The sequence below is a fragment of the Aeromicrobium changchenzhani genome, assembly GCF_057586615.1.
This window is the reverse complement of the sequence record NZ_CM172480.1, coordinates 1,797,993-1,821,360: the sequence shown is the minus strand read 5'-3', so window position 1 is coordinate 1,821,360 and position 23,368 is coordinate 1,797,993. Positions and strand designations below refer to the sequence as shown.

Sequence of the window (23,368 nt, the reverse complement as noted above, 5' to 3'; positions counted from 1 at the left end):
GAGTAGACCGCTGACCTAGCTAGGGATACGGGGAGCGTGCGACGAACGTGGTCGCGCGCTCCCCGTTCTCAGCAGATCAGCGACATGACGCGCGGTCTCTAGAAGGGCGGCGGGTCGTCGTCCACGGTGGCCGACTCTGCCTCGGGTTCTTCGGGCTTGGCGACATCGGTATGGGCGTCGCGGTCGGGGCACCAGCGGCGGACTGCGCAGGAGGCGCAGTGCGTACCGGGATTGGTCTTCCAGGTCGAGTCGATGTGCCAGCCGTCGGTGACCGCCCGGACGTCGTCGCGTGCGGCCGCCGCGAAGTCTGGATCGTCGGTGTCCTACGCATACACGGCACCACCCTCGGGCGTCAGCAGCTTGAGCTCGACGGTCGCGTCCTGCGGCCCATAGGCCTGCGTCACGCCGGAGCTGAGCATCGAGAGTAGGAACGGGATCTGGAAGTACTTGCCGAACGCCTCCCCTCCGAAGGCATCGCGTAGACCGTCGTGAACTCCCGGACGACGAGCCGGTCGCCGATGCGCAGCACCAGGTCGGGCTTCGTCACCGCGACGACGTCGGCCGCCGCGTCGAAGCCGTAGACATTCGACTCGACCTCGACGACCTCGACCTCTTCGGCGCTCAGAGGGCAGGTCTCGACGTGGTGCCGGAGGTAGGGATGGGCGATCGCATACTCCGACACGCTCATGAGACCCGCCGCGATGTCGACTCCCGACCCGGGCTCCGGCAGGTCGTCGACGGTGCAACCGACCCGGCGGGCGTGCGCGTGCTCGAGCCACTCATGGACGAGCAGGCCGCGCGTCTGGGAGTCGCTGCCCTCCCTCTCACGCGGCAGGTGCATGTCGGTGCCGAGCAACCATTGGGCCGGACACTGGCGATAACGATCGACTCCTGACGGCGAGATCGAGCGAGTCGCATAGCCCTTGCCCGATTGGCCCAGGACGTCCCTGACGGGGATCAACGCACCGCACACCCCGTCGACCTTGCAGTCGGAGCACTCATGGCCCGGCATCGGCACGTCGAAGTTGCCGAGGTCGGCCGACACGCTCTTCGCCTGGCGGTCGCAATCGGCAACGGCCGCGGCCGGCGTGTCGTCGTACAGCACGCGGATGCTGCCGTCGGCGGCCCCGATCTCGACGACCCTGACCCGCGTGGGCCGGAAGCCTTTCGGTGCGGTGCCTGCGACGCGGGCGGCGGTATGAGCCCAGAGGACGTCATCGGGCTCGGCCTGCGTGCGCGCCGAGCCGAGTCGAAACCTTCTGATCTCCCGCACGCCGTCAGCGGTCGTGTAGAGCGGGCCCCACACCTACAGTCTCCGCAGGAACCGGCCGATCTGTGGCGTGCTGGTCAACAGCCTCAGCTCACCGATCCCGTCCCGGCGTGGGCCGGACGAAGCCTTCGCCCTTGACCCAGCCGTCGGGCCAGTAGTTTCCAGCAGCCTCGACCATCGCCTTGAATCCCTCGGCCCGAGCCTGGTTCTGCGCGTCGCTGCCAGCGCTGAAGGTTTCCTCGTGTCGCGATGCTCCGCGACCACCGCCCAAGCGCCACTCAACCCGGACGGAGACTCCTCCGTCAGCTCGCCGGCGTTTTTGAATCCATGCCATCTCTGCGCTCCTCTGACACTCAAATAGGTGTCATCGGTGCACCGCCAAAGAACGCATGTGCCGCCATAGTGCCGCCATGGCCTCAAACGCAAAGTGCCCCGACTGCGTTTCCGCAGGTCAGGGCCACAACCACACCAGTTTTATGTGTCCGAGGGGGGGGTGCCCCTATGTGGTTTGTCAAGCGGCGAGTTGGTGTTCGGACTCGTAGAGGGTGCCGTCGCGGAGCATGGCGTAGAGGACGTCGCAGCGTCGTCTGGCGAGGGCGATGAGTGCTTGGTTGTGGCGTTTGCCTTGCGTGATTTTGCGGTCGTAGTAGGCGCGTGAGGTTGGGTCGCGCAGAGCTGCGAACGCGGAAAGGAACAGTGTCCGTTTCAAGATCTTGTTGCCGCGGCGCGAGGGATGCTCACCTCGTATTGAGGAGCCGGAGCGTCGGGTGACGGGTGCGAGCCCGGCATACGAGGCGAGGTGGCCTGCGGTGGCGAAGTCCTTGCCGGAGACCTCGGTGAGGAGTCTGGCTGCGGTCCTGACGCCGACTCCGGGCATGCTCATCAGGACGGGTTGAAGAGGGTGAGCCTCCACGAGACGCTCGACTTCAATGGCGATCTCTGCGCGTTGGCGGCGCAGTGCGGCCAGCTGTTCGGCCAGGCGCGGCAGCACCATCGATGCAGCATTGGTGCCCACCACGACGACAGTCTGCTCGCTCAAGGCATGGGTGATCGCTTCGGCGAGGCGACGGCCCATGCGGGGTGCAAGCTTGCTCAGACGGTTGCCAAGTCGGGTCGTGCCGGCTTGTTTCATCGCGGCGGGTGATGGGTATTTTTGCAGGAGATCCAGCACTGCTGGGTGATCGAGACGAGGTCCCAGAACTCTCTCCAATGCGGGGTGGATTTGGGTGAGGAGACCACGAATCCGGTTACTGGTGGCGGTGGTTTGGCCCACGAGATCATCGTCGAAACCGCAAAGCATGGAGAGCTCAGCCACCTGCTCGTCAGCGAGTTGAATTGACCGCAACGCATGTGGCAACGTTCGTGCTGCTTGGGCGATGGGGGCACCTCCCTGCACGCAGTGCTAGGGGGAATCGCGGCGTCCCGGGCGTCGGTCTTTGCTTCCCCCGCATGCAGGTCCGCGATGCGGCGCATCGCTAACCCGGGAAGATAACCGACCAGCACGCCTTCGGCCTGGGCGACGGCGATCGGGAGAGCCCCAATTGTGGCGGGTTGGTCCACGACGAAGAGCACTCGACCGTGCTGTTTGAGTTTCTCGATGACCTCACGCAGCTTCGCCTCATCATTGGGCAAAGCTTTGTCATAAAGCTGTTTCCCGGCCCGGTCTAGTGCGACCGCGTGATGCTCGCCCTTGCCAACATCGACCCCGATGAAGACGTCGACCTGATCATAATTTTCGATTGCCACCGTGTCCTCCGTTCGATTAAGTCGGCCCGGAACCACGGCGGTGAGTCTCGGCATCCACGTTACGAACGGCCTGGGCAGAATGCCGGGTCGAGCCCCTATCAGCGATCACTCACTGCCAACCAGGCCCGGTGACAACACCCCCCGGATCATGAACGACTGGGGGTAACAATCATGCCGAGCCTGGCAGGCCAACACCCTCAAAGAATCACACAATCAAGGGATACAAAGAAAGTAACGGGGGGGGGACTTGAACCGGAAGGATTCACGCTCACGTTGACCATTTCGAGCAGTTTGAGCGGGAAACTCGTTCAGTTCGGCCCCGTTAATCACCGTTCAACCGTGCGATGTGCCCCCTGATGGTGCACCGACATTCAAATGTGCCTGCCATTGTATCTGCGGGTCAACAGCCTCCTGTACGGCTGGCGAGGCCACATCTTTTTGGTGTCGTCGCCAGCCGAGGCCCTCAGCCCACTGGGAGAAGAAGCCACGAAGCACTGACACATCACCTTCGGCGACCGGCAGTTCACTATCGCTACACCTTTCTAGGGTGGTCATCATCTGGGCGAGGACGGTGGTGTCGAATCCCGGATATACAGCGGTCGCTTCAACGATCAACTCTTCGCGGCCGAGGCGTTGGGCCAACTCATAAACGTCGGCGAAGTCGCGGGCTTCGCTACGACCGAACAATGCCAACACTTTCCGTCCTGCCAACTCAAGAGCCGCCAGCACCGTGATGATCGGCGTCGAAGCTGGAGGCGAATCCAGGACAAGATCCACCAGAAGTTCCTCGGGCCGACCAATCACAAGACGACAAGACGTCGGCGAATCATGGATGACCGAAACAAGGCACCCGTTCGCAGTTGTCGCGGTCGTCAGCGCTTCCTTGGCGGCAGTGACCGAGTTGTCGGATTCGACCCGACCGACACCCGCGCACACTTTTGAATTTTCCTGAAACCGACCACTGGCCCTCAAATGGGTCAACGGGTCTTGAACTCTGCCAGCGGCCGCCCATCATGGGGTCTGCCCAGAGTTTGCTCGACACCTTCGTCTGGGTTACTTCCTGGGCTTCACATTCGGTGGTGAGTCTCAGTCTTGAATAGAGCTCTTCTGGGAGAAGAATTCCTATTCGATTCGGGCGCGAAAAGCAACTTATGAGTGTCGACGACCGGTTTCGTTATCAACCATCAATCGCGACCACAGACGGCGATGCACACGTCCGAGGTGCTGCCACCTGGTGGTCCCTATTTCGATCAAGCCGACTGTCGAAGGTCGAGGTCCAGCCGGTTCTGGAGTTCGTCGATCGTCAGGCCGTAGGTCTGGCCGATCGCGATGCCGTTTGGGCTGATGGTGAAGAGGCCGTGGTCGGTGTAGATGCGGCTGACGCAGGCGAGTCCGGTGAGCGGATATGTGCATTCCGGTACGAGTTTCGGATTGCCAGCTTTGGTGAATAGGCTCATCATGACGTAGGCGTCCTTGGCGCCGGTGGCTAGGTCCATCGCGCCCCCGACTGCGGGGATCGCATCGGCCGCACCGGTGTGCCAGTTGGCGAGATCGCCACGGATGGACACCTGAAAGGCGCCAAGGACGCATACATCGAGGTGTCCACCGCGCATCATCGCGAATGAGTCGGCGTGGTGGAAGTAGGACGCTCCGGGTTGTTCGGTGACCGGGATCTTGCCGGCGTTTATCAGGTCCGGGTCGATCTGGTCGCCGGTGGCGTAGCCACCCATCCCGAGCATGCCATTTTCGGTGTGCAGGGTGATGGCGTCGGCCGGGTTGAGATAGTCGGCCACTTTGGTCGGTTGGCCGATGCCCAGGTTCACATAGGATCCCGATGGAATATCTTGGGCCACCATGTGGGCTATCTCGGCGCGGGTCAGAACCTGATTGGACGTGCTGCTCATGCTTGAGGCTCCTTAGCGATGGCCAACGGTCCAGCCGTGACGACAACTCGATTGACATAGATTCCCGGCGTGACGACCACCTCGGGATCGAGACCACCCAGATCCACGATGTCGCGCACTTCGACGATCGTGGTGTTCGCGGCCGTTGCCATGATGGGGCCGAAGTTACGGGCGGTCTTGTGATAGATCAGGTTGCCGGCCCGATCCGCGTGATGCGCACCAATAAGAGCAACGTCGCCGCGGATTGGATACTCGAGTACGTAGTTGCGGCCGTCGATTTCGCGGGTTTCTTTGCCGTCGGCCAACGGTGTGCCATAGCCTGTCGGGGTGAAGAATGCCCCGATACCGGCGCCGCCAGCGCGGATCCGTTCGGCCAAATTGCCTTGCGGAACCACCTCGAGTTCGAGCCTCCCAGCTCGGTAGAGCCGGTCGAACACATACGAATCGCTCTGCCGCGGAAACGAGCAAATAATCTTGCGGACCTGGCCCGCCGCGAGCAGCGCGGCCAGGCCGGTGTCGCCGTTGCCGGCATTGTTGTTGATCACCGTCAGATCACGCGCGCCCTGGCGCAGCAGCGCCTCGATCAACGCGAATGGCATCCCGGCTGTCCCGAAGCCGCCGATCAATACGGTTGAACCGTCGGTGATGTCAGCGACTGCAGCATCGGTGGTCGGCATTTCTTGCATCATGCGGCGGCCTCGTTCTCAAGGACAATGGCGAGCCCTTGGCCGACGCCGATACAGATCGCGGCCACGCCCCACCGCTGTCCCGTCGCCCGAAGCACGTGCGCGAGAGTGCCCAGAAGGCGCCCGCCCGAAGCGCCTAACGGATGGCCGATCGCAATCGCTCCGCCCCACTGATTCACGATCTCTGGATCAATCGCCCACGCATCGATACATACCAACGACTGCACCGCGAACGCCTCATTCAGTTCCACCGCGCCGATCTGGTCCCAGCCGATCCCGGCCCGCGCTAATGCGCGGTTCGCTGCCTCCACTGGTGCATACCCGAAGCGTTGCGGATCCAGCGCCATTGCGCCGCGACCGGCGATCCGGGCTAACGGGTCACTCCCCAACTGTTCGGCCGCACGCTCGGACCCGATCACCAGCGCCGAGGCGCCGTCATTCAAGGGCGATGCGTTGCCGGCCGTGATCGTCCCGCCGGTGCGGAAAACTGTCTTGAGTTTTGCCAACGATTCGGGCGTGCTGCCCGCCCGGATGCCCTCGTCGCGGGACAGATCCACTCCCGGGACCGCCACAACGAGATCGTCATAGCGTCCGTCATTCCAGGCCGCACCTGCGCGGCGATGCGAAGCCAACGCGAAGTCATCTTGCTGTTCACGCGAGATGCCGAACTCGTCGGCCAACTGTTCATTACACTCACCCAACGACGCGGTCCACTCAGATGGCATCAAGGGGTTGACCAACCGCCACCCCAATGTCGTCGAAACCGCTGTCGTGTCAGTTGCAGGGTAAGCCCGCGACGGTTTTGGCAGCACCCACGGCGCCCTCGTCATTGATTCCGTACCGCCGGCAATGACCACGTCGGCATCGCCTGTCTCGATCATCCGTGACGCTCCCATCACCGCATCAAGACTCGAGCCACACAAACGATTCACCGTGGTCGCCGGAACACTCGTCGGAAGGCCCGCCAACAGGGCCGACATACGCCCAACATTGCGATTGTCCTCACCAGCACCATTGGCATTCCCGAACACAACTTCATCAACGAGGCTCGAGTCCAGACCTCGATCAACTAGTGCCGAAATCACCACCGCGCCAAGGTCATCGGGCCGAACTCCAGCCAACGCGCCACCAAAACGACCGAACGGCGTCCGCACCGCATCAAACACATAAGACATATAGAACTCCTGATTCACTAATTTCCTGGCCTTAAACGGAACCGAGTCCAGCCATCATTCGCGGTCAGGATCCAATCGGTAAACCTGCATAATTCTCTGCCAGACCGGTGGCACCGGCTTCGCTGTTGACCACCCACCGAAGCTGCGAGAGTTGAAGTTGGGTATCAAACTCGTCGTCCGATTTGTGCAGCATCGAGGTCATCCACCAGGAGAAGTGGGTGCACCGCCAGGCACGACGGAGCGCTGTGTCGGAGTAAGCATCGGCGAGTTCAGGGCTATTCTTGCGAAGCAGGTCGATCAGGGCAGGTGCCAATAGGCCCACGTCGGCGACCGCGAGGTTGAGCCCCTTTGCTCCAGTGGGCGGGACGATGTGTGCTGCATCGCCAGCCAGGAAAAGGCGCCCGTGGCGCATCGGCGTCTGGACGAAGCTGTGCATCGGCAGCACGCTCTTATGCGTGATGGGGCCTGGGTTGAGTTGCCAACCGTTCTGGCCATGCCCGAGCCGGGTCGCCAGCGCATCCCAGATCCGATCGTCGGACCATTCACCGATGTCGGTTTGATTTGGCACCTGAAGATAAAGCCGGCTGATCGACGGTGAGCGCATCGAATGCAGAGCAAAACCGTCGGTGTGCCAAGCGTAGATCAACTCGTCGGTCGACGGTGCCACATCGGCAAGCACTCCCAACCACGAATAGGGGTACGTACGCTCCCGCTGCTGTCGTTTACCGGCTGGGACTGCGGCGCGGCTGACCCCGAATGAGCCATCACACCCGACAACCGCATCGCCGTCGACCTGTTGTTCAATGCCATCGGCGTCGACGAAGGTCACCGAGGGTCGATCCGAATCGACGTCGTGAACGGCGGTGTCGGTGATCCCGTAGAAGGCCAACTGTCCGGTCCCCTCGCGCGCAGCGAGGAGATCGCGCTGTACCTCGGTTTGGCCATATACCCAGACGCTACGACCGGTCAGGTCAACGAAGTCGAGGTGGTGACGCTCCTCGGGCCATTGCAGATAGATGCCACGATGCTCATGGCCTTCGCGGTGAAGACGATCGCCGAGTCCGGCCGCTTCGAGCAGCTCCACTGTGGAGGTCTCAAGAATGCCGGCACGGATCCGCGCTGCAACATAGTCCTGCGTACGGGTTTCGAGCACGATCGACTCGACACCGCCTTGGTGCAGCAGATGAGACAGGAGGAGGCCGGCCGGACCGGCGCCAATGATGACGACTTGGGTACGCATGCGATCAGTGAAGGGCCCCAGCCTACTGTTCGGCCAGCGCATCCTTCCACTGAGCGAAAGTCTATGATTGGCAATCACGACAGTCGAGGATGGGATGAAGTCATGCTTGCCAAACTCGAGCCATTCGCCAATCACCTAGGTCGCGATGTCACTGATCTTATTCCGGGGGCGCCTGCAGGTGGCCTGTCACCGGTTCATGCCGCCATCTGGAAACGCGCAGTGCCCTACTTGAACGTTCGCAGCAATGACGTCCACACCATCTATGCATATGGTCTCGCCGAAGCCTTGGTTCAGCTTCACCCCGACGCAGACGTCAACGTCGTTCTACCCGCCATCCTGTTACACGACACGGGCTGGTCCCAGCTGCCGCCTGAGGATGTTCTCGCCGCGATCGCCCCTGGTGGCAGCAGGCCCGACCTCGTACTCCGGCACGAAAAGGAGGGTGCCCGCATCGCTCGCAAGATCCTCGACGATCTCGGTCACAACCCGGCCGCGATAGCCGAGATCGTCGTCATCATCGACGGGCATGATTCGCGGATCGAAGCACTGTCGCTCAACGATTCGCTGGTCAAGGACGCCGACAAACTGTGGCGACTGACGCCACACGGGATCGACACCATCATGGACTGGTTCGGTCTGACCCGTGAGCAGGCACTTCGGCTCATCGAAAGCCGCGTTATGGACCAACTCTTCACTGCCGAGGCACGTACGATGGCGGCAATCCTGGCAGCGATCGCGCGCGTCGATCACGTCGACGAGCGCATCGCTCTCGGCTGATCCCCTTGTCCTTCAGGTTGGAATGAGAGATGAGGTAGTCCGATGTCCACAGCTGAACCGTCACGGACCGTCAGTAGCAAAGTGCTGGCGATCTTGGCGGCATTCGAGAAGTTTGGCTCGGCTCTGACCCTGACCCAGATCGCCAAAACCGCCGACTTGCCGCTCCCCACTGCGCATCGCCTTGTTGCCGAGCTGGAGAAGTGGGGCGCGCTCGAGCGCGACGACAACGGACGGTATCAAGTTGGTTTGCGGCTCTGGGAGGTCGCACAAAATGCCCGCCGCGGGCTGCGTGAGACAGCCCGTCCCTTCATTCAAGACCTGCATTCGCTTACTCATGAGACCGCGCACCTCGCCGTTCGGGAAGGTCGCGAGGCCCTGTATATCGATCGGGTGTACAGCCTGAGGCGTGTGCCGCGCGCCTCTCGGGTCGGTGGACGTCTCCCGCTGCATGCCACGGCCGTCGGGAAGGTTCTCCTTGCATACGAGGAGGCCTGGTTCCAGGAGACGTACGCCGCCCGCGGCCTCGAAGCATCGACCGTACGAACCCACGTCAACCCACAGCGACTGCTCGAGGAATTGGCAACCATCCGCGAAAAGGGATATGCCACCACATTGGAAGAAGTTCGCGCCGGATCGTGCTCGATCGCGGTCCCGGTTCGACTCGGCCGCGACCGTGTCGAAGCCTCTGTCGGACTGGTCATGCTTTCGCCCCATGCCACCCACATGACACGCCACCTTCCCGCGCTGCGCGGCGTGGCCCAACGCATCGAATCGGCTATTGGTCGTTTCCCTTCCGGGTACCCACTCGCAATCCGTTCAGCAGACGAGCGCTGAGCGCCTTGCCCAATCGACTTCCGGCTAATGGAAGTTTTCAGTTGTGACTCGGGCCACAGCGCCTGACACTGATGGCACACCGCAAGGTTGCACACCAAACCGAGGAAGTGTTCATGTCAACACCCGCCGCACTCACCAGCTGCCCGGTCAACCACGGCTTTGAGCCGTTTAATCAGCAAAATCCTTTCCCCTCGTATGCCGAACTCCGCGCCGAAGCGCCGGTGATGTTCGACGCGAGCATTGGCTACTGGGTCGTGACCCGTTACGACGACATCAAAGCCGTCTTCGAGGATTGGGAAACGTTCAGCAGCGAGAACGCCCAGGCCCCCGTCCGGGCCCGTGGTCCGCAGGCAACCGCGATCATGAATGAAGGCGGATTCACCGCGTATTCGGGATTGTCGGCACGGGTCCCACCCGAGCACACTCGGATCCGCAAGGTCGTTGCCAAGGCATTCACCCCACGACGCTACAAGGCTTTGGAACCAACGATCCGGCAGAACGTCGTGGACCTCATTGAAACCTTCCTTGCCCGTGCGGACAGGCGCGCTGATCTCGTACACGACCTCGCATACGACATACCGACAATTACGATCCTCACGCTCATCGGGGCCGATGCCTCCCAGGTCGACACCTATAAACGGTGGTCGGACTCACGGGCCGCAATGACCTGGGGCGACCTTGATGATGAGGCGCAGATACCGCACGCACACAACCTCGTCGAGTACTGGCAAGAATGCCTGCGCATTGTGGCCGATGCTCATGAGCACGACCGCGATTCCCTGGTCGGCGATCTCATTCGCGCCCAGGCCGATGGTGATCCCATCACCGACCATGAGATTGCCTCGGTTTGTTACAGCCTGCTATTCGCCGGGCACGAAACCACCACAACGCTCATCTCGAATGCCCTCCGCGTGCTGCTTGACCACCCCGAGCAATGGCAGAACCTGGTTGCCGACCGTAGCTTGATCGCCGGCGCCGTGGATGAAGTATTGCGGTTCAGCCCCTCAATAGTCGCGTGGCGCCGCAAAGCGACGGAAACATCGACGATCGGCGGCGTCGAGATTCCCGAGGGCGCCGATATCTTGCTCGTCATGGGCTCGGCGAACCGCGATGATGCGAAGTTCGACCAACCTGAGTCTTTCGACATCGCACGGCCAAATGCCCGGGAGCATTTGTCGTTCGGTTTCGGGATTCACTACTGCTTGGGCAATATGCTGGCCAAGATCCAAGCCCGCATCGTGGTCGACGAGGTTGCCCGCATGGCGCCCGATCTGCGTCTCATCGACGAAGACACCATCACATTCCGCGACAATCTTTCGTTCCGGGCGCCTGCCGCGGTGCCTGTCACGTGGGGGGAATGATCATGGAGAGCGACGACTATATCCAGTTCTTCGACGGTGGGATCGAGCCGAAACACGGGCTTCTGGGTGGAAAATGTGCATCGCTCGTCTCGATGACGGCAGCTGGTATGCCCGTGCCACCCGGTTTCGCCGTCACGACCGCCTTGTACGACGCGTTCGTCGTCCAGACCGGCCTGGCCGCGATCGTGAGCGAACTGTTGGCAACGCTCGATCCCGACGACATCGCCTGTGTCGACGCGGTTTCGGCAACCATCCGAGAAGAGATCTGCTGCCGCCCGGTTCCAGATGCTCTGCACACGGAAACTCTTGATGCCTACGAAGCGCTGCAGGCCCGCTTCGACCATCCCGTCCCCGTGGCCGTTCGTTCCTCTGCAACTGCCGAAGACCTCCCCGATGCGAGTTTCGCCGGCCAGCAGGACACGTATCTCTGGTTGACCGATGCGATTTCTGTCCTTGCTCACATCCGTCAGTGTTGGGCCTCCCTCTACACCAGCCGAGCAATCATCTATCGACTCAAGAACGGTATCCCCGACGACGGATTGTCGATGGCGGTCGCCGTACAAAAGATGGTCGATGCGAGGACAGCAGGCGTGGCCATCACCATGAATCCGGCGACCGGCGACCGGTCCAAGATCACGATCGACGCATCCTATGGACTTGGTGAGATGGTTGTTTCAGGCACCGTGACGCCGGACAACATCATGATGGACAAGGTCATGCTGTGCGTCGTTAACGAGACGATCGGCGCCAAGCACGCCGAATTGGTTCCCGACGCGGCGGCCGCCGAACTTGTCGAACGCGAAGTGTCTCCTGACCGGCGCAGCCGGCGATGCGTGAGCGATGTCGAACTGGTCACGATCGCCCAGATGGCGAAGCGAGCCGAGAAACACTACGGCTGCCCGCAGGACATTGAATGGGCGGTGGACAACGATCTCCCCGACGGCCACAACCTCCTGCTGCTGCAGTCACGTCCCGAAACCGTTCACTCGTCCAAAGAAGCAGTTCTTCCTCCCCCGAAGAGTTCAAACGCTTTCAGCTTCGGAAACTTCGCCGCCAAGCTCGCGGCACCCATAACCCAAGCTTGACAGTCCACAAGCACCCACCACTGCAGTTCCAAAAACTCGACGACAGGAAACAGTCCATGACTAGCCAGACGACGATGAAATCCTTCCCTCGGCCCTCTGCGCTGACCGTCCCGCCCGGAGCGGAAGGCTGGGAGAAGCTCTACCCGTACAGCCTTGTGTTCCAGAATCTCAGTGGCGCCGACGATGAGAAGTTCTGGTTCTGCGACAGCCAGCATTGGCCGACTGTCTTCAAACCGTTCGAGACGATCGGCGGAGAGTTCGCGGTCAAGTGTTTGGGCCAGTACAACACCCGTCACCTAATGATTCCACCGGCCAATGGCATCGAATTCAAGATCCATCTCGGTTACCTCTATATGAGCCCTGTCGGCGTGCCCGAGGACCAGATTCCTGCACGGGTCCCCGAGTTCGAACGCCGTGCCGGGCACTACTTCCAGAACTGGGACAGCCTGCTCGAGGCATGGCATATCAAGGTCCGCAGCACAATCGACGAGATGGAAGCGCTTAGCTTCAAATCGCTCCCCGACGTCGTCCCGTTCGACGACATCGTCAGCGGCAAGGCTATGGATGGCTCCGAAGTGCTGATGGAGAACTACGATCGGCTGATCCAGCTGTGCTACCAGAACTGGCAGTACCACTTCGAGTTCCTCAACTTGGGCTACATCGCCTATCTCGACTTCTTCGGATTCTGCAAAGAAATCTTCCCCGGCATCCCTGACCAGGCCATCGCACAGATGGTCCAAGGTGTCGACATGGAGCTGTTCAAGCCTGACGATGAACTTAAGAAATTGGCCATCCTTGCCGTAGAGCTCGGGCTGCAGTCCGCGTTCAGCGATACCGACGATGTCGACGGAACGCTTGAACGAGTCGGCGCGATGACGAACGGTACACAGTGGACTGAGCAATACACGGCAGCGCAAGATCCTTGGTTCAACTTCACCGTCGGAAATGGTTTCTACGGTCACGACAAATACTGGCTGGAGCATCAGGATATCCCGCTCAGCTACATCAAGGACTACATCCGCCGCGTTGAGGATGGGCAGGACATCATGCGCCCGGTCGAGGCCCTGATCGCCGAACGCCACCGCATCACCGAGGAATATGCCGAACTGCTCGAGGGCGACAACCGCGCCACGTTCGACGCGAAGCTTGGCCTCGCCGTGACGGCCTACCCGTACGTCGAGAATCACAACTTTTACATCGAACACTGGACGATGGGCGTCTTCTGGCGGAAAGTCCGCGAGCTCGGACGCGTGTTCGTGGCCGCCGGCTTCTGGACCGATGCCGAAGACATGCTCTATCTGACCCGCGGCGAAGTGCGCGAAGCGATCTTCGACCTCGTCACCGGCTGGGCCGTTGGCGCCGAAGCCACCGGACCGCACTACTGGCCTCAGGAGATCGAACGTCGCCGCGTCATTGTCGACGCGTTATCGACGCAGCGTCCGCAGCCGGCCCTCAACACTCCGCCCGCCGAGATCACCGAGCCATTCACCATGATGCTGTACGGCATCACGACCGAACAGGTCCAACAGTGGCTCGGCAACGATGATGAAGCCGAAGAAGGCGTGATCAAGGGTATGGCTGCTTCACCCGGATTGGTCGAGGGCCGAGCTCGAGTCATCACCCATGCTGACCAGCTCGAAGAAGTGCAGGCCGACGAGATTCTCGTGGCGACAATCACTGCTCCGTCCTGGGGCCCCATCTTCGGCAAGATCAAAGCCACCGTTACCGACATCGGCGGCATGATGAGCCACGCAGCGATCGTCTGTCGTGAGTACGGCCTACCAGCGGTCACCGGCACCGGTAGCGCGTCGACAACCATCCAGACCGGCCAGCTCATCCGGGTCGACGGCACCTCAGGCCGCGTCGAGATCTTGGAAGGCTGACCACGTGCACAACGATTCTGTCGAAGCTGCCGACCGCACCGTGCTTGTCACGGGCGCGGCCGGCGGCCTCGGCCGTTCCTTCGCCTTGGGGTTCGCCCAGCGCGGATACCGAGTCGCCGTCGCAGACATCAACGCCGCCGGAGTGGCCGAAACCGCACAGCTGATCGAGGCCACCGGAGCAATCGCCTGGCATGGTCAAGTGGACGTCACATCGTTGGAGTCGGCAGCAGCCATGACCGCAGCCGTTGCCGAGTTTGGCGGCGGCCAGATCGATGTGCTCGTGAACAACGCGGCGATCTATGCCTCGGTGACGCGCACCCCGCTGGAGGAGATAACGCCCGATGAGTGGGACGCCGTCATGGCGGTCAACCTTAAGGGGCCATGGATCTGCGTCCGTGCCGCGAGTCCTTACCTTTCCGAGGGCGGACGCGTCATCAATCTCTCGTCGGCAACGATCTACAGCGGCTCGGAGAACTGGCTCCACTACGTCGCCTCGAAAGGCGGCGTTATCGCCTTGACGCGAGCCATGGCCAAGGAACTAGGACGACGCTCCATCACGGTCAACGTCATCGCGCCAGGCTTTACACTCACCGAGGCCAGCTACGGACTGATGGAAAATGCCGAAACCTACGGCGTCGATCGTGGCGCTCTTCGCCGCGCTGGCCGACCTGAGGACATCGTCGGTGCCGCGCTCTACCTTGCCGGGCCCGACAGCGCCTTCGTCACCGGACAGACCATCGTGGTCGACGGCGGCCGACAGTTCATCTGAACAGAAAGCAGGATCTCGCAATGCCGCAAATTACTTACACCGAAAATTCCGGTGACACCCGAGTCGTCGAGGGGAACGTCGGAGACTCCGTCATGGAGACTGCCGTACGCAATGGCGTTCTGGGCATCGTCGCCGAATGTGGCGGGTCGTTGTCCTGTGCCACCTGCCACGTCTATGTCGATCCAGACGACTTCAGTGCACTGTCACCGATGGACGACATGGAGGACGAGATGTTGTATGGCGCCGCCTGCGATCGCGAGGAGACGTCCCGACTGTCCTGCCAGATCCGCATCACCGAGGGTATGGACCTCCACGTGACGACACCCGCGTCGCAGGTGTGACCGATGAATGACGGACTGCTGATCCTCGGTTCTTCACAAGCCGGCGTCCAGCTCGCCGTGTCATTGCGTGCGCTCGGCTATCAGGAACCGATTCGTCTGCTCGGTGATGAGAACCATCGGCCCTACCAGCGACCGGCCTTGTCCAAGGAGTTCCTGCAGGGCGCCATCACGAAGGAATCGTTGATCTTCCGCAGCGAGGACTACTGGAAGGAGCACCACATCGAGGTGGTCAAGAACGAGCGCATCGTTCGAATCGACAAAGCGTCCGATGGTTCGGGAATTGCCCATGCACAATCAGGCACCGAATTCCCCTTCGGCCGCCTCGCGCTCACAGTCGGGGCCCGCGCCCGGCGACTTTCGATCGAAGGCGGCGATTTGCCCGGTGTGTTGTATCTGCGCAATGCCGACGACGCACTCGAACTCAAAGCTAGAGTTCCGGTCGCCACACAGGTCATCGTCATCGGCGGTGGCTTCATCGGCATCGAGGCGGCGGCAAGCCTGCACAAACTCGGCAAGAACGTCACATTGCTCGAGGCTGGTCCTCGACTCGTCGGCCGCGCAGTCGGCGCAGAGACCTCGGAGTTTCTCCTCGAACACCACCGTAGCCAGGGAATCCGCATTGAACTCAACGCTCAGGTCACGCGGATTGTCGCCGATGGCGACCGAGTCGGTGGCGTCGAGGTCGACGGGCAAGTGATCCCCGCCAATATCGTCCTCATTGGCGTTGGCGTCATTCCCAATACAGAACTGGCCGAGTCGATCGGTCTGGACTGCGACAACGGAATCCGCGTCGACAACTATGCGATCGCTTCCGATGGGACCACCGTTGCCGTTGGTGACTGTGCCAATCTGCCAAATCCGGTGCCCGGCGCGCCGCACGGCGATCGAGTGCGGTTCGAAAGTGTCAACAACGCGATCGAACAAGCCAAGGTAGCCGCATACGCAATCACCGGCCGACGCGAGGAATATGCGGGCATCCCGTGGTTCTGGTCGAATCAAGGCGCGGTCAAATTACAGATCGCCGGAGTGTCAACCGGCTATGACCACACACTCGTACGCCGCAACGACGCTGCGGGCAAATTTTCAGTCCTCTACTACCGCAACGACCAGGTGATAGCTGCCGACGCGGTCAACACCCCACTCGACTTTATGGCGGTCAAGTCCGCACTCGCCCGGGGCGCAGAGATCCCGTTCGATGCGGCGGCGGATGTCTCGACGCCGCTCAAGTCCATCACGGTCGATCCATCAACTTCAGATCCGAAATGAGATGACGATGACCACTTCGTTGCCTGCAACACCTATCCCCCCGACCCGAACGGTCGACACGTCGCCGATCTCGCTTACCCCAGCACGCGGGAATGATCTTGATGCCATCTGGGCATCGGTCCTTCCCGAGACCAGAGCACGCTCGAACGACATACACCTTCCCATCTCGCTCGCCTTTGCCGAGCGGCTTTGTGACGCTCATCCCGAGGCGGATTCCCGTATCGTCCGCGTGGCAATTTTGCTGCACGACACCGGCTGGGGCCGAGTTGATGAGTCCCGCATCATCAGCGAAGGGTTCACCGGCGACTGGCGCAAGTCGGCCATACGCTTCGAACATGAAAAACAGGGCTGCGAGATCGCTCGTGAGGTGCTGCCGCCGCTGGGCTATGGCGAAGAGTTCGTCGAGGCCGTCGTGGTCATCATCGACGGACATGACACCCGCAAGGAAGCCAAATCACTCGAAGACGCGCTCGTACGTGATGCCGACCGGCTGTGGCGCTTCGACCACGTAGGGATCGCGCTCGCCTCCGGTTGGTTCGGCCTCGATCCGGCCAGCTATTGCGGCCGGCTGGAAGCCGAGATCATCCCCGAGTTGCTCTCCCAGTCCGGAATTGACATGGCCACAGCGGCGCTCCGGCGCTCTCGAGCCTTGCTCAAGACCGACGTGCTGCGATGATAATCATGAACCGCGACTCAGCCAACCTCCCGTGGACCCATGTCGATGACCATTACATCGACGGCGCATGGCGTCCGTCGACCGGATCGCTCCGCGAGAACGTCACGGATCCGGCCACCGGAGAAGTCTGGGGATCGGTTCCCGAGGCAACATCGGCCGACATTGACGCCGCGATGAGCGCCGCCGATCGCGCCCTCAGCGATGGCCCTTGGCCGCGGCTGACTCCGACCGACCGAGCGGGATATTTGCTTCGGATCGCCGACGAATTGGAGCAACAAGCCGGGGCTTTGTCGATCACCAACACACGCGAAAATGGTTCGCCGGTCGCCGAAACGAGCAATGCCGCCAGCAATGCCGCCAGCATTTTCCGCTACTTTGCCTCCCTCGCCCCCAATCTGGAGAGCAGCGACATCCGGCCATTCCCCCACGGCGGTGCTGAGACTCTCGTGGAGCGCGATCCTGTGGGCGTCTGCGCGCTAATTGCGCCGTGGAACTTCCCGATCAATCTGGTCGTAATCAAGCTTGCACCGGCGTTGCTAGCCGGTTGCACCGTCGTGATTAAGCCGGCCTCGCCGACCCCGCTGTCGATCCGATTCGTCGTGGCGGCTGCCGAAGCCGCGGGGGTGCCCGCCGGAGTTATCAATCTGATCACCGGGCCCGGCGCGGTCGGCGATGCCCTCGTGCGTCATCCACTCACCGCCAAGGTCGCCTTCACGGGCTCAACTCCAGTTGGTCGTAAGATCGCCGCCGCATGTGGCGAACTGTTGCGGCCGGTAACGCTTGAGCTCGGCGGAAAATCCTCTGCGCTGGTCCTGCCAGATGCCGACCTTGACGCGTTGTCGCGCGTCCTCATCCGATCTTGTCTGCGCAACACTGGACAGACCTGTTACATCTCGACGCGAATCTTGGCCCCCGTGGAGCGGTATGACGAGGTGGTCGAGATGGTGACCAACACGGTGGTTGCGGCCAAGCAGGGTGATCCCTTCGATGCGGACACAGTCTTCGGGCCGGTGGCCACTCGTGCCCAGTTCGACAAGGTCAGACAATATCTCGAAACGGCAATCGACGAGGGCGCGCGCGCCACCACGGGCGGACGCGCCGTGGCGGACACGAGCGGTTACTTCATCGAACCGACCGTATTCGCCGATGTGACGCCGCAGATGCAGATTGCCCGTGAGGAAGTGTTCGGGCCGGTGCTGAGCATCCTCCGCTACCGCACGATCGACGAGGCGCTCGAGATCGCCAACAACACCGGCTTCGGGCTCGGCGGCATTGTCTTCTCAGCAGATCCCGAGGCCGCCCTCGACATCGCCCAACGCATGGACACCGGCTCGGTCGGGATCAACTTCTTCGGGTCCAATCACAGCGCGCCGTTCGGCGGTCGGCACGATTCGGGACTAGGCGTCGAGTACGGCATGGAGGGCCTGTCGGCCTACCTCACCTACAAGTCGATCCACCGTCAGCCAGACGTCGGCTGACCGCCAAGGCTCCGCCCAATCCCTTGGGCGGCGACCTGAAGCGCCGCGATCAGCCGTGGCCGGTCGCGTTTGAGGTTCGGTACGACGATGCCGAGGGCTGCCACCACCGGGCCGCCGGACCGACGAATAGGAACGGCAACCGAGCAGGCGCCCAGACTCATTTCCTCGACCGTTTGGGCAAATCCGTGCTCACGAACCCGATGCAGTTCTTCGCGCAATCTCCCTGGCTGGATCACCGTATAGGCGGTCACCCGCTCGAGCGAACCCAACACCGACAACTGCACATCCTCGGGCGCATACGCCAACAGAACTTTACCGACTCCGGTCGCATGCAGCGGCAACTGCGAGCCGACCTGACTGACGACCGGAACCGATGCGGTCCCGGACAGCCGGTCAACATACAGCACCTGTTCCCCTTTACGAATCGCCAGATGCACTGTCGCGAGCGTGGCTCCATACACATCATGGAGGAATGGTGAGGCAATCTGCCGCAGATCGGACTGCACCGGAGCGAGCAAGCCAACCTCCCACAACCGCCGCCCGATGACGTATTCGCCGTCCGGGGTACGCCGAAGCGCCCGCCAGCGGACTAACTCTGCGACGAGTCGGTGCGCGGTGGTTAAGTTCAGGCCGGACCGGCGGGCCAGGTCGGTCAAGGCCAACTGACGATGCTCGGTGTCGAATGCCCCAAGCAGTGCGAGCGCGCGCGAGGTGACACTCGTTCCTGATACGGAGGTGTTGCCCGCCATCATTATCCTTTCACTGAGCGGAATTCTACTCTCGCGCTGGCTGCGGTGTCACGGTTACGGTCAGGGCGTGACCCAAACTGAGATCAGCAGCGAGATCGCCCATATTGCCGGGGCCTACGCGGCCGGCCGCGCCACGAGCGGGACCGAAACCCAGCCACGGTTGGACTATCCGCCTTATCGCAGCAGCGTCTTGCGACATCCGACCAAGGATCCACATCTCGTGGATCCCGAAACGATTGAACAATATGCGCCGGTATTCGGGCAGCAGGATGTGGGCGAGCTGGAAGCAGATTTGACGATCCAGCACCGTGGCGAGCCGATCGGCGAGCGCTTGGTGGTCAGCGGGCGTGTGCTCGACGGTGAGGGGAGGCCCGTGACTGGCCAACTCGTGGAGATCTGGCAGGCCAATGCCGCCGGCCGTTACATCCATCATCGCGACCAACATCCCGCGCCGCTCGATCCGTACTTCACTGGCGCTGGCCGCTGCCTGACCGACGACGCAGGCAATTACCGGTTCACCACGATCAAGCCCGGTCCTTACCCATGGAAGAACCACCACAACGCCTGGCGACCGGCGCACATACATTTCTCGCTGTTCGGCACCGACTTTACCCAGCGAATGATCACCCAAATGTATTTCCCGGGCGATCCGCTGTTTGCCCTGGACCCCATCTATCAATCGATCACCGATCAATCGGCTCGAGACCGTCTGATCGCCACCTACGACCACGAGTTGACCGTTCCCGAGTGGAGTACCGGCTATCGCTGGGACATCGTTCTGACGGGAAGTCAGCGCACTTGGATGGAGACGAGCGCATGAATACCCGTTTGCCCGCGACCGGCGGCCAGACCATCGGCCCGTTCTTCGGCTACGGATTGCCCTACGACAGGGACAACGAACTCGTGCCACAAAGCCACCCGGATGCAATTCGTCTGCATGGAACGGTGCTTGACGGGGACGGTGAGCCGATCCCGGATGCGCTGGTCGAGATCTGGCAGACCGACCCGAGCGGCGAGGTCGTCCAGCAGGCCGGTTCGCTGCGCCGCGACGGCTATACGTTCACCGGCTGGGGCCGCGCAGCCACTAATCCGATGGGACAGTACTCCTTCACGACGTTGCGGCCGGGCGCCGCCGAACCCGACACGGCTGCGTTCTTCGCGATCACCGTGTTCGCCCGCGGACTGCTGAACCGGCTATTCACCCGCGCCTACGTTCCCGGCGCCGACGCTGCTCTTTCGGTCGACGCGCTGCTCTCAGGCCTCGACAGCAGTCGCCGCAACACGCTGATCGCGCGCCCGGACGCTGACGGCTTACGCTTCGACATCCACCTGCAGGGTGAGGACGAGACCGTGTTCCTCGTCTATCCGGGCCAATGAACGGGACACTGGTGGTATGACCGATCTTTTCTGGCCCGGCGACGAACGTGCCGCCGACCTCATGAGCGGCCCGGCACTGCTCTCGAGCTTGGTGACGGTGGAATCTGCGTGGCTCGACGCACTAGGCGCCGCTAGCATCGCACCGGCCGAAGCGCGGGTCGAGCTGGGCTCGCTGCTGGGCTCTGAAGACCTCGAGGTGATCGTCAAGGGTTCCGAATCGGGTGGCAATCCGGTAATCCCCACCGTTTCCCTGTTGCGCGAACGGTTGGCAGGTTCGCATCCGGACGCGGCGCGCTGGGTGCATAGGGGCCTGACCAGCCAGGACGTTATGGACACCGCGATGATCCTATGTTTACGTGATGTTGGCGCGGCATTGCATACCGAGCTGGTCGATCAGATCGGTGTGCTGGCGGCGATGGCTGAGAAACACCGCGTAACGTCCATGGTCGCCCGGACCCTGACGCAGCATGCGATACCGACGACTTTCGGTGTGAAAACAGCCCAATGGTTGTGGTCGGTGCTCGATGCGGCCGATGATCTCATTCGAGTGTTGCGATCCCTGCCGATTCAGCTCGGTGGAGCCGCTGGCACGCTTGCGGCTGTCTGCGAACTGGCGTCCGGCGCGGGCCTCAACGATCCGCCCGCGCGCGCCCATGAACTCGTCATCGACACCGCTGCTCGACTGCAATTGTTTGCCGGTTCGCCGTGGCATACGGCCCGCGCGCCGATCACCCGGATCGGCGACGCCTTCGTCGGTTGCAACGATGCCTGGGGCCGGATCGCCCACGATGTTTCGTCTCGCTCGCGCCCCGAGATTGATGAGCTGCGCGAATCCAGCAACATCAGCCGAGGCGGTTCATCCACGATGCCGCAGAAGCACAACCCCATCCTGTCGGTGTTGATCCGCCGCGCAGCCCTCGCAGCTCCACAACTCGGTGCGACCCTGCATATTGCCGCCGCCGACGCTGTCGACGAACGTCCAGATGGCGCTTGGCACGTGGAATGGGCAACGCTTCGCACGCTCGGCCGGCATACCGCAGTTGCGGGATCACAAACGACCGAATTGCTGCGCGGACTCGAGATCGACACAGCGCGAATGCGCTCGACGCTCCTTGCCGCAACGCCTGACATTCTCGCCGAACGAACTGCCATGGCGGCGATGTTCGGCCGGCCTGGCGACGATGACCCAACAACCTATTTCGGCGCGGCCGACGCCATCATCGACGCCGTGGTCGCCCGCGCCCACACCTTTATCAAGGAGCAGCCGTGACCACCCCGACTATCACCGCCGTCCAACTGAACGATCGTCACGACCTTCCGCTCCTCGTTCTAGGACCGTCACTCGGCACCTCAGCCACGACGCTGTGGGCGGTCTGCGCGGCTCGACTGGCCAACGACTTCCACGTTATTGCCTGGGATCTGCCGGGGCACGGGCGAAACAAAACCACCGACGGGGACATCACGATCGCGTCGCTGGCCCAGGGCGTGCTCAATCTGGTCGACCGGGTGCTGGCCGAACGTGGTGAAGCACACGGAACATTTTGTTACGCCGGTGATTCGGTCGGTGGCACAGTCGGGCTCCAGCTACTTCTCGATGCACCCGAGCGCGTCGAAGCCGCGGTGTTGTTGTGCACCGGAGCGAAGATCGGCGAGGCTCAGACGTGGCACGACCGGGCGGCCACAGTCCGCGCGTCGGGCACCCCGGTGATGATCGAGGGTTCGGCGACGCGTTGGTTCTCACCCGGTTTCCTCGAGCGGGAACCCGAAGTTGGAACAGCACTACTCCATGCACTCCAGGACGCCGACCGCGAAGGTTACGCCAAGGTCTGCGAAGCGCTCGCCGACTTCGACGTGCGCATGCGCTTACCCGAAATCAACAGGCGCGTGCTCGCAGTCGCCGGGGCCGATGACAGCACGACTACGGTCGCCCACCTGGCCGCGATCGCCGACGGCGTGGTCAATGGCCGGCTCGTCGTTTTGGACCGCGTGGCCCATCTAGCGCCCGCCGAAGCACCCGCCAAGGTCGCACAACTGCTACGCGAACACCTCGGCACGACTCCGACGACAATGCGCGATGTGCGCGAGGCCGGAATGACAGTACGGCGTGCCGTCCTCGGCGATGCGCACGTCGATCGCGCAATCGCCGCAACCACCGACTTCACCCGCGACTTCCAGGACCTCATCACCCAATACGCCTGGGGCTCCATCTGGACCCGGCCCGGCCTCGACCGCCGCAGCCGATCCTTGATAACTCTGACCGCTATGGTCGCAGGCGGCCATCATGAAGAGCTCGCGATGCATGTCCGGGCCGCGCGCACCAACGGACTCACCAACGAAGAGATCAAAGAACTGTTGCTACAGACCGCGATCTACTGCGGTGTCCCCGACGCCAACATCGCCTTCCGAATCGCGCAGAGCGTCCTCACCGAGATCGACGGCGAAGACTAACGACCGATCCTAGAAAAGCTCGCCCAACGCCGCCTCGGCCAGTACATCGGCCTCGCCGCTGACGTGACCGATGACTTGTACACCGATCGGCAACCCGCCACTTGAACCACATGGGACTGAGATCGCAGACGCCCCACCAACTCGTCGATCTCCTGGTGATGCGCTACGCGGTGCACGATCTCGACGATACCGTGCTGCCCATCCTCGACGAGGTCGCAGCCGGATACCAGTAGCCCGACCCCAATTCCCACTAGTTTCCCGTCAAAGCAACGTGTTGATAAGGGTCGAGCAGACCTCAAGAAT

23 protein-coding genes and 1 pseudogene are annotated in these 23,368 nt (G+C 62.1%); 15 read left to right on the top strand and 9 right to left on the bottom strand.

Annotation, left to right across the window (positions count from 1 at the left end):
* Positions 1 to 47 precede the first annotated feature (47 nt).
* Entirely contained in the window at positions 48 to 428 is a 381-nt protein-coding gene (locus AC2YB9_RS09205) for a hypothetical protein (protein WP_487265048.1), read from the top strand.
* Here AC2YB9_RS09205 and AC2YB9_RS09200 read toward each other — a convergent pair.
* The 8 genes and pseudogenes from AC2YB9_RS09200 to AC2YB9_RS09165 all read right to left on the bottom strand — a co-directional run bounded on the left by AC2YB9_RS09200 (position 401) and on the right by AC2YB9_RS09165 (position 8,021).
* Entirely contained in the window at positions 401 to 1,306 is a 906-nt protein-coding gene (locus tag AC2YB9_RS09200) for a PD-(D/E)XK nuclease family protein (protein WP_487265047.1), read from the bottom strand. The genes AC2YB9_RS09205 and AC2YB9_RS09200 overlap by 28 nt on opposite strands.
* A 55-nt stretch (positions 1,307 to 1,361) precedes the next feature.
* Positions 1,362 to 1,604, bottom strand: a complete 243-nt coding sequence (locus tag AC2YB9_RS09195) for a hypothetical protein (protein WP_487265046.1) — start codon at positions 1,602 to 1,604, stop codon at positions 1,362 to 1,364.
* A gap of 177 nt (positions 1,605 to 1,781) precedes the next feature.
* Positions 1,782 to 3,070 (bottom strand): annotated as a pseudogene (locus AC2YB9_RS09190) (IS110 family RNA-guided transposase).
* Between the two features lie 279 nt (positions 3,071 to 3,349).
* On the bottom strand, positions 3,350 to 3,952 hold the full coding sequence (locus AC2YB9_RS09185; protein WP_487265045.1) for a nucleotidyl transferase AbiEii/AbiGii toxin family protein: 603 nt from the start codon (positions 3,950 to 3,952) through the stop codon (positions 3,350 to 3,352).
* Between the two features lie 314 nt (positions 3,953 to 4,266).
* The gene (locus AC2YB9_RS09180; protein ID WP_487265044.1) at positions 4,267 to 4,920 is read right to left on the bottom strand and encodes a 3-oxoacid CoA-transferase subunit B; all 654 of its coding nucleotides are present in this window, start codon (positions 4,918 to 4,920) and stop codon (positions 4,267 to 4,269) included.
* On the bottom strand, positions 4,917 to 5,609 hold the full coding sequence (locus AC2YB9_RS09175) for a 3-oxoacid CoA-transferase subunit A (protein WP_487265043.1): 693 nt from the start codon (positions 5,607 to 5,609) through the stop codon (positions 4,917 to 4,919). The genes AC2YB9_RS09180 and AC2YB9_RS09175 overlap by 4 nt, the downstream gene beginning before the upstream one ends.
* Positions 5,606 to 6,781, bottom strand: a complete 1,176-nt coding sequence (locus AC2YB9_RS09170) for a thiolase family protein (protein WP_487265042.1) — start codon at positions 6,779 to 6,781, stop codon at positions 5,606 to 5,608. The genes AC2YB9_RS09175 and AC2YB9_RS09170 overlap by 4 nt, the downstream gene beginning before the upstream one ends.
* Positions 6,782 to 6,845: 64 nt before the next feature.
* On the bottom strand, positions 6,846 to 8,021 hold the full coding sequence (locus tag AC2YB9_RS09165; protein ID WP_487265041.1) for a 4-hydroxybenzoate 3-monooxygenase: 1,176 nt from the start codon (positions 8,019 to 8,021) through the stop codon (positions 6,846 to 6,848).
* Between the two features lie 102 nt (positions 8,022 to 8,123).
* On the opposite strand from AC2YB9_RS09165, the gene AC2YB9_RS09160 reads away from it, so the two are divergent.
* The 10 genes from AC2YB9_RS09160 (at position 8,124) to AC2YB9_RS09115 (ending at position 18,491) form a co-directional block, all read left to right on the top strand.
* Complete coding sequence (locus AC2YB9_RS09160) at positions 8,124 to 8,798, top strand: HD domain-containing protein (RefSeq protein WP_487265040.1); 675 nt, start codon at positions 8,124 to 8,126, stop codon at positions 8,796 to 8,798.
* 42 nt (positions 8,799 to 8,840) lie between these two features.
* Positions 8,841 to 9,632, top strand: a complete 792-nt coding sequence (locus tag AC2YB9_RS09155) for an IclR family transcriptional regulator (protein ID WP_487265039.1) — start codon at positions 8,841 to 8,843, stop codon at positions 9,630 to 9,632.
* A gap of 113 nt (positions 9,633 to 9,745) precedes the next feature.
* A complete protein-coding gene (locus AC2YB9_RS09150; protein WP_487265038.1) occupies positions 9,746 to 10,993 on the top strand; it encodes a cytochrome P450 in 1,248 nt (415 codons plus the stop codon).
* Positions 10,994 to 10,995: 2 nt separating this feature from the next.
* Positions 10,996 to 12,078: a PEP/pyruvate-binding domain-containing protein gene (locus AC2YB9_RS09145; RefSeq protein WP_487265037.1), complete on the top strand. Its 1,083-nt coding sequence runs from the start codon at positions 10,996 to 10,998 to the stop codon at positions 12,076 to 12,078.
* Between the two features lie 56 nt (positions 12,079 to 12,134).
* A complete protein-coding gene (locus AC2YB9_RS09140; RefSeq protein WP_487265036.1) occupies positions 12,135 to 13,961 on the top strand; it encodes a PEP-utilizing enzyme in 1,827 nt (608 codons plus the stop codon).
* A 4-nt stretch (positions 13,962 to 13,965) separates the two neighbouring features.
* On the top strand, positions 13,966 to 14,730 hold the full coding sequence (locus tag AC2YB9_RS09135; protein WP_487265035.1) for an SDR family NAD(P)-dependent oxidoreductase: 765 nt from the start codon (positions 13,966 to 13,968) through the stop codon (positions 14,728 to 14,730).
* Positions 14,731 to 14,750: 20 nt separating this feature from the next.
* Positions 14,751 to 15,071: a 2Fe-2S iron-sulfur cluster-binding protein gene (locus AC2YB9_RS09130; protein WP_487265034.1), complete on the top strand. Its 321-nt coding sequence runs from the start codon at positions 14,751 to 14,753 to the stop codon at positions 15,069 to 15,071.
* A gap of 3 nt (positions 15,072 to 15,074) precedes the next feature.
* Positions 15,075 to 16,337, top strand: coding sequence for an NAD(P)/FAD-dependent oxidoreductase (locus tag AC2YB9_RS09125; protein ID WP_487265033.1), 1,263 nt, complete (start codon positions 15,075 to 15,077; stop codon positions 16,335 to 16,337).
* 7 nt (positions 16,338 to 16,344) lie between these two features.
* Positions 16,345 to 17,013: an HD domain-containing protein gene (locus AC2YB9_RS09120; protein ID WP_487265032.1), complete on the top strand. Its 669-nt coding sequence runs from the start codon at positions 16,345 to 16,347 to the stop codon at positions 17,011 to 17,013.
* Between the two features lie 5 nt (positions 17,014 to 17,018).
* Entirely contained in the window at positions 17,019 to 18,491 is a 1,473-nt protein-coding gene (locus tag AC2YB9_RS09115) for an aldehyde dehydrogenase family protein (protein WP_487265031.1), read from the top strand.
* On the opposite strand, the gene AC2YB9_RS09110 is transcribed toward AC2YB9_RS09115, so the two are convergent.
* Complete coding sequence (locus AC2YB9_RS09110; RefSeq protein ID WP_487265030.1) at positions 18,473 to 19,243, bottom strand: IclR family transcriptional regulator; 771 nt, start codon at positions 19,241 to 19,243, stop codon at positions 18,473 to 18,475. The genes AC2YB9_RS09115 and AC2YB9_RS09110 overlap by 19 nt on opposite strands.
* A gap of 64 nt (positions 19,244 to 19,307) precedes the next feature.
* Between AC2YB9_RS09110 and pcaH the strand changes: the two genes are divergently transcribed.
* From pcaH to pcaDC, 4 genes are read left to right on the top strand one after another with little or no spacing between them, the layout of a single operon-like run.
* Entirely contained in the window at positions 19,308 to 20,060 is a 753-nt protein-coding gene (pcaH, locus tag AC2YB9_RS09105; RefSeq protein ID WP_487265029.1) for a protocatechuate 3,4-dioxygenase subunit beta, read from the top strand.
* Positions 20,057 to 20,617 (top strand): protocatechuate 3,4-dioxygenase subunit alpha, encoded by a 561-nt coding sequence (pcaG, locus tag AC2YB9_RS09100; RefSeq protein ID WP_487265028.1) that lies wholly within the window; start codon positions 20,057 to 20,059, stop codon positions 20,615 to 20,617. The genes pcaH and pcaG overlap by 4 nt, the downstream gene beginning before the upstream one ends.
* Positions 20,618 to 20,633: 16 nt before the next feature.
* Positions 20,634 to 21,887 carry a lyase family protein gene (locus AC2YB9_RS09095; RefSeq protein WP_487265027.1) on the top strand — a complete coding sequence of 418 codons (1,254 nt, stop codon included), beginning with the start codon at positions 20,634 to 20,636 and terminating at the stop codon, positions 21,885 to 21,887.
* Positions 21,884 to 23,065, top strand: coding sequence for a bifunctional 3-oxoadipate enol-lactonase/4-carboxymuconolactone decarboxylase PcaDC (gene pcaDC / locus AC2YB9_RS09090; RefSeq protein WP_487265026.1), 1,182 nt, complete (start codon positions 21,884 to 21,886; stop codon positions 23,063 to 23,065). Before AC2YB9_RS09095 ends, pcaDC begins: the two co-directional genes overlap by 4 nt.
* Positions 23,066 to 23,368 lie beyond the last annotated feature (303 nt).

Bases quoted from the DNA above. Each gene is read 5' to 3' on its own strand.
- AC2YB9_RS09195 (WP_487265046.1), bottom strand. From the start codon at position 1,604: ATGGCATGGATTCAAAAACGCCGGCGAGCTGACGGAGGAGTCTCCGTC.
- AC2YB9_RS09180 (WP_487265044.1), bottom strand. From the start codon at position 4,920: ATGAGCAGCACGTCCAATCAGGTTCTGACCCGCGCCGAGATAGCCCAC.
- AC2YB9_RS09175 (WP_487265043.1), bottom strand. From the start codon at position 5,609: ATGATGCAAGAAATGCCGACCACCGATGCTGCAGTCGCTGACATCACC.
- AC2YB9_RS09170 (WP_487265042.1), bottom strand. From the start codon at position 6,781: ATGTCTTATGTGTTTGATGCGGTGCGGACGCCGTTCGGTCGTTTTGGT.
- AC2YB9_RS09165 (WP_487265041.1), bottom strand. From the start codon at position 8,021: ATGCGTACCCAAGTCGTCATCATTGGCGCCGGTCCGGCCGGCCTCCTC.
- AC2YB9_RS09160 (WP_487265040.1), top strand. From the start codon at position 8,124: ATGCTTGCCAAACTCGAGCCATTCGCCAATCACCTAGGTCGCGATGTC.
- AC2YB9_RS09155 (WP_487265039.1), top strand. From the start codon at position 8,841: ATGTCCACAGCTGAACCGTCACGGACCGTCAGTAGCAAAGTGCTGGCG.
- AC2YB9_RS09150 (WP_487265038.1), top strand. From the start codon at position 9,746: ATGTCAACACCCGCCGCACTCACCAGCTGCCCGGTCAACCACGGCTTT.
- AC2YB9_RS09145 (WP_487265037.1), top strand. From the start codon at position 10,996: ATGGAGAGCGACGACTATATCCAGTTCTTCGACGGTGGGATCGAGCCG.
- AC2YB9_RS09140 (WP_487265036.1), top strand. From the start codon at position 12,135: ATGACTAGCCAGACGACGATGAAATCCTTCCCTCGGCCCTCTGCGCTG.
- AC2YB9_RS09130 (WP_487265034.1), top strand. From the start codon at position 14,751: ATGCCGCAAATTACTTACACCGAAAATTCCGGTGACACCCGAGTCGTC.
- AC2YB9_RS09125 (WP_487265033.1), top strand. From the start codon at position 15,075: ATGAATGACGGACTGCTGATCCTCGGTTCTTCACAAGCCGGCGTCCAG.
- AC2YB9_RS09120 (WP_487265032.1), top strand. From the start codon at position 16,345: ATGACCACTTCGTTGCCTGCAACACCTATCCCCCCGACCCGAACGGTC.
- AC2YB9_RS09115 (WP_487265031.1), top strand. From the start codon at position 17,019: ATGAACCGCGACTCAGCCAACCTCCCGTGGACCCATGTCGATGACCAT.
- AC2YB9_RS09110 (WP_487265030.1), bottom strand. From the start codon at position 19,243: ATGATGGCGGGCAACACCTCCGTATCAGGAACGAGTGTCACCTCGCGC.
- pcaG (WP_487265028.1), top strand. From the start codon at position 20,057: ATGAATACCCGTTTGCCCGCGACCGGCGGCCAGACCATCGGCCCGTTC.
- AC2YB9_RS09095 (WP_487265027.1), top strand. From the start codon at position 20,634: ATGACCGATCTTTTCTGGCCCGGCGACGAACGTGCCGCCGACCTCATG.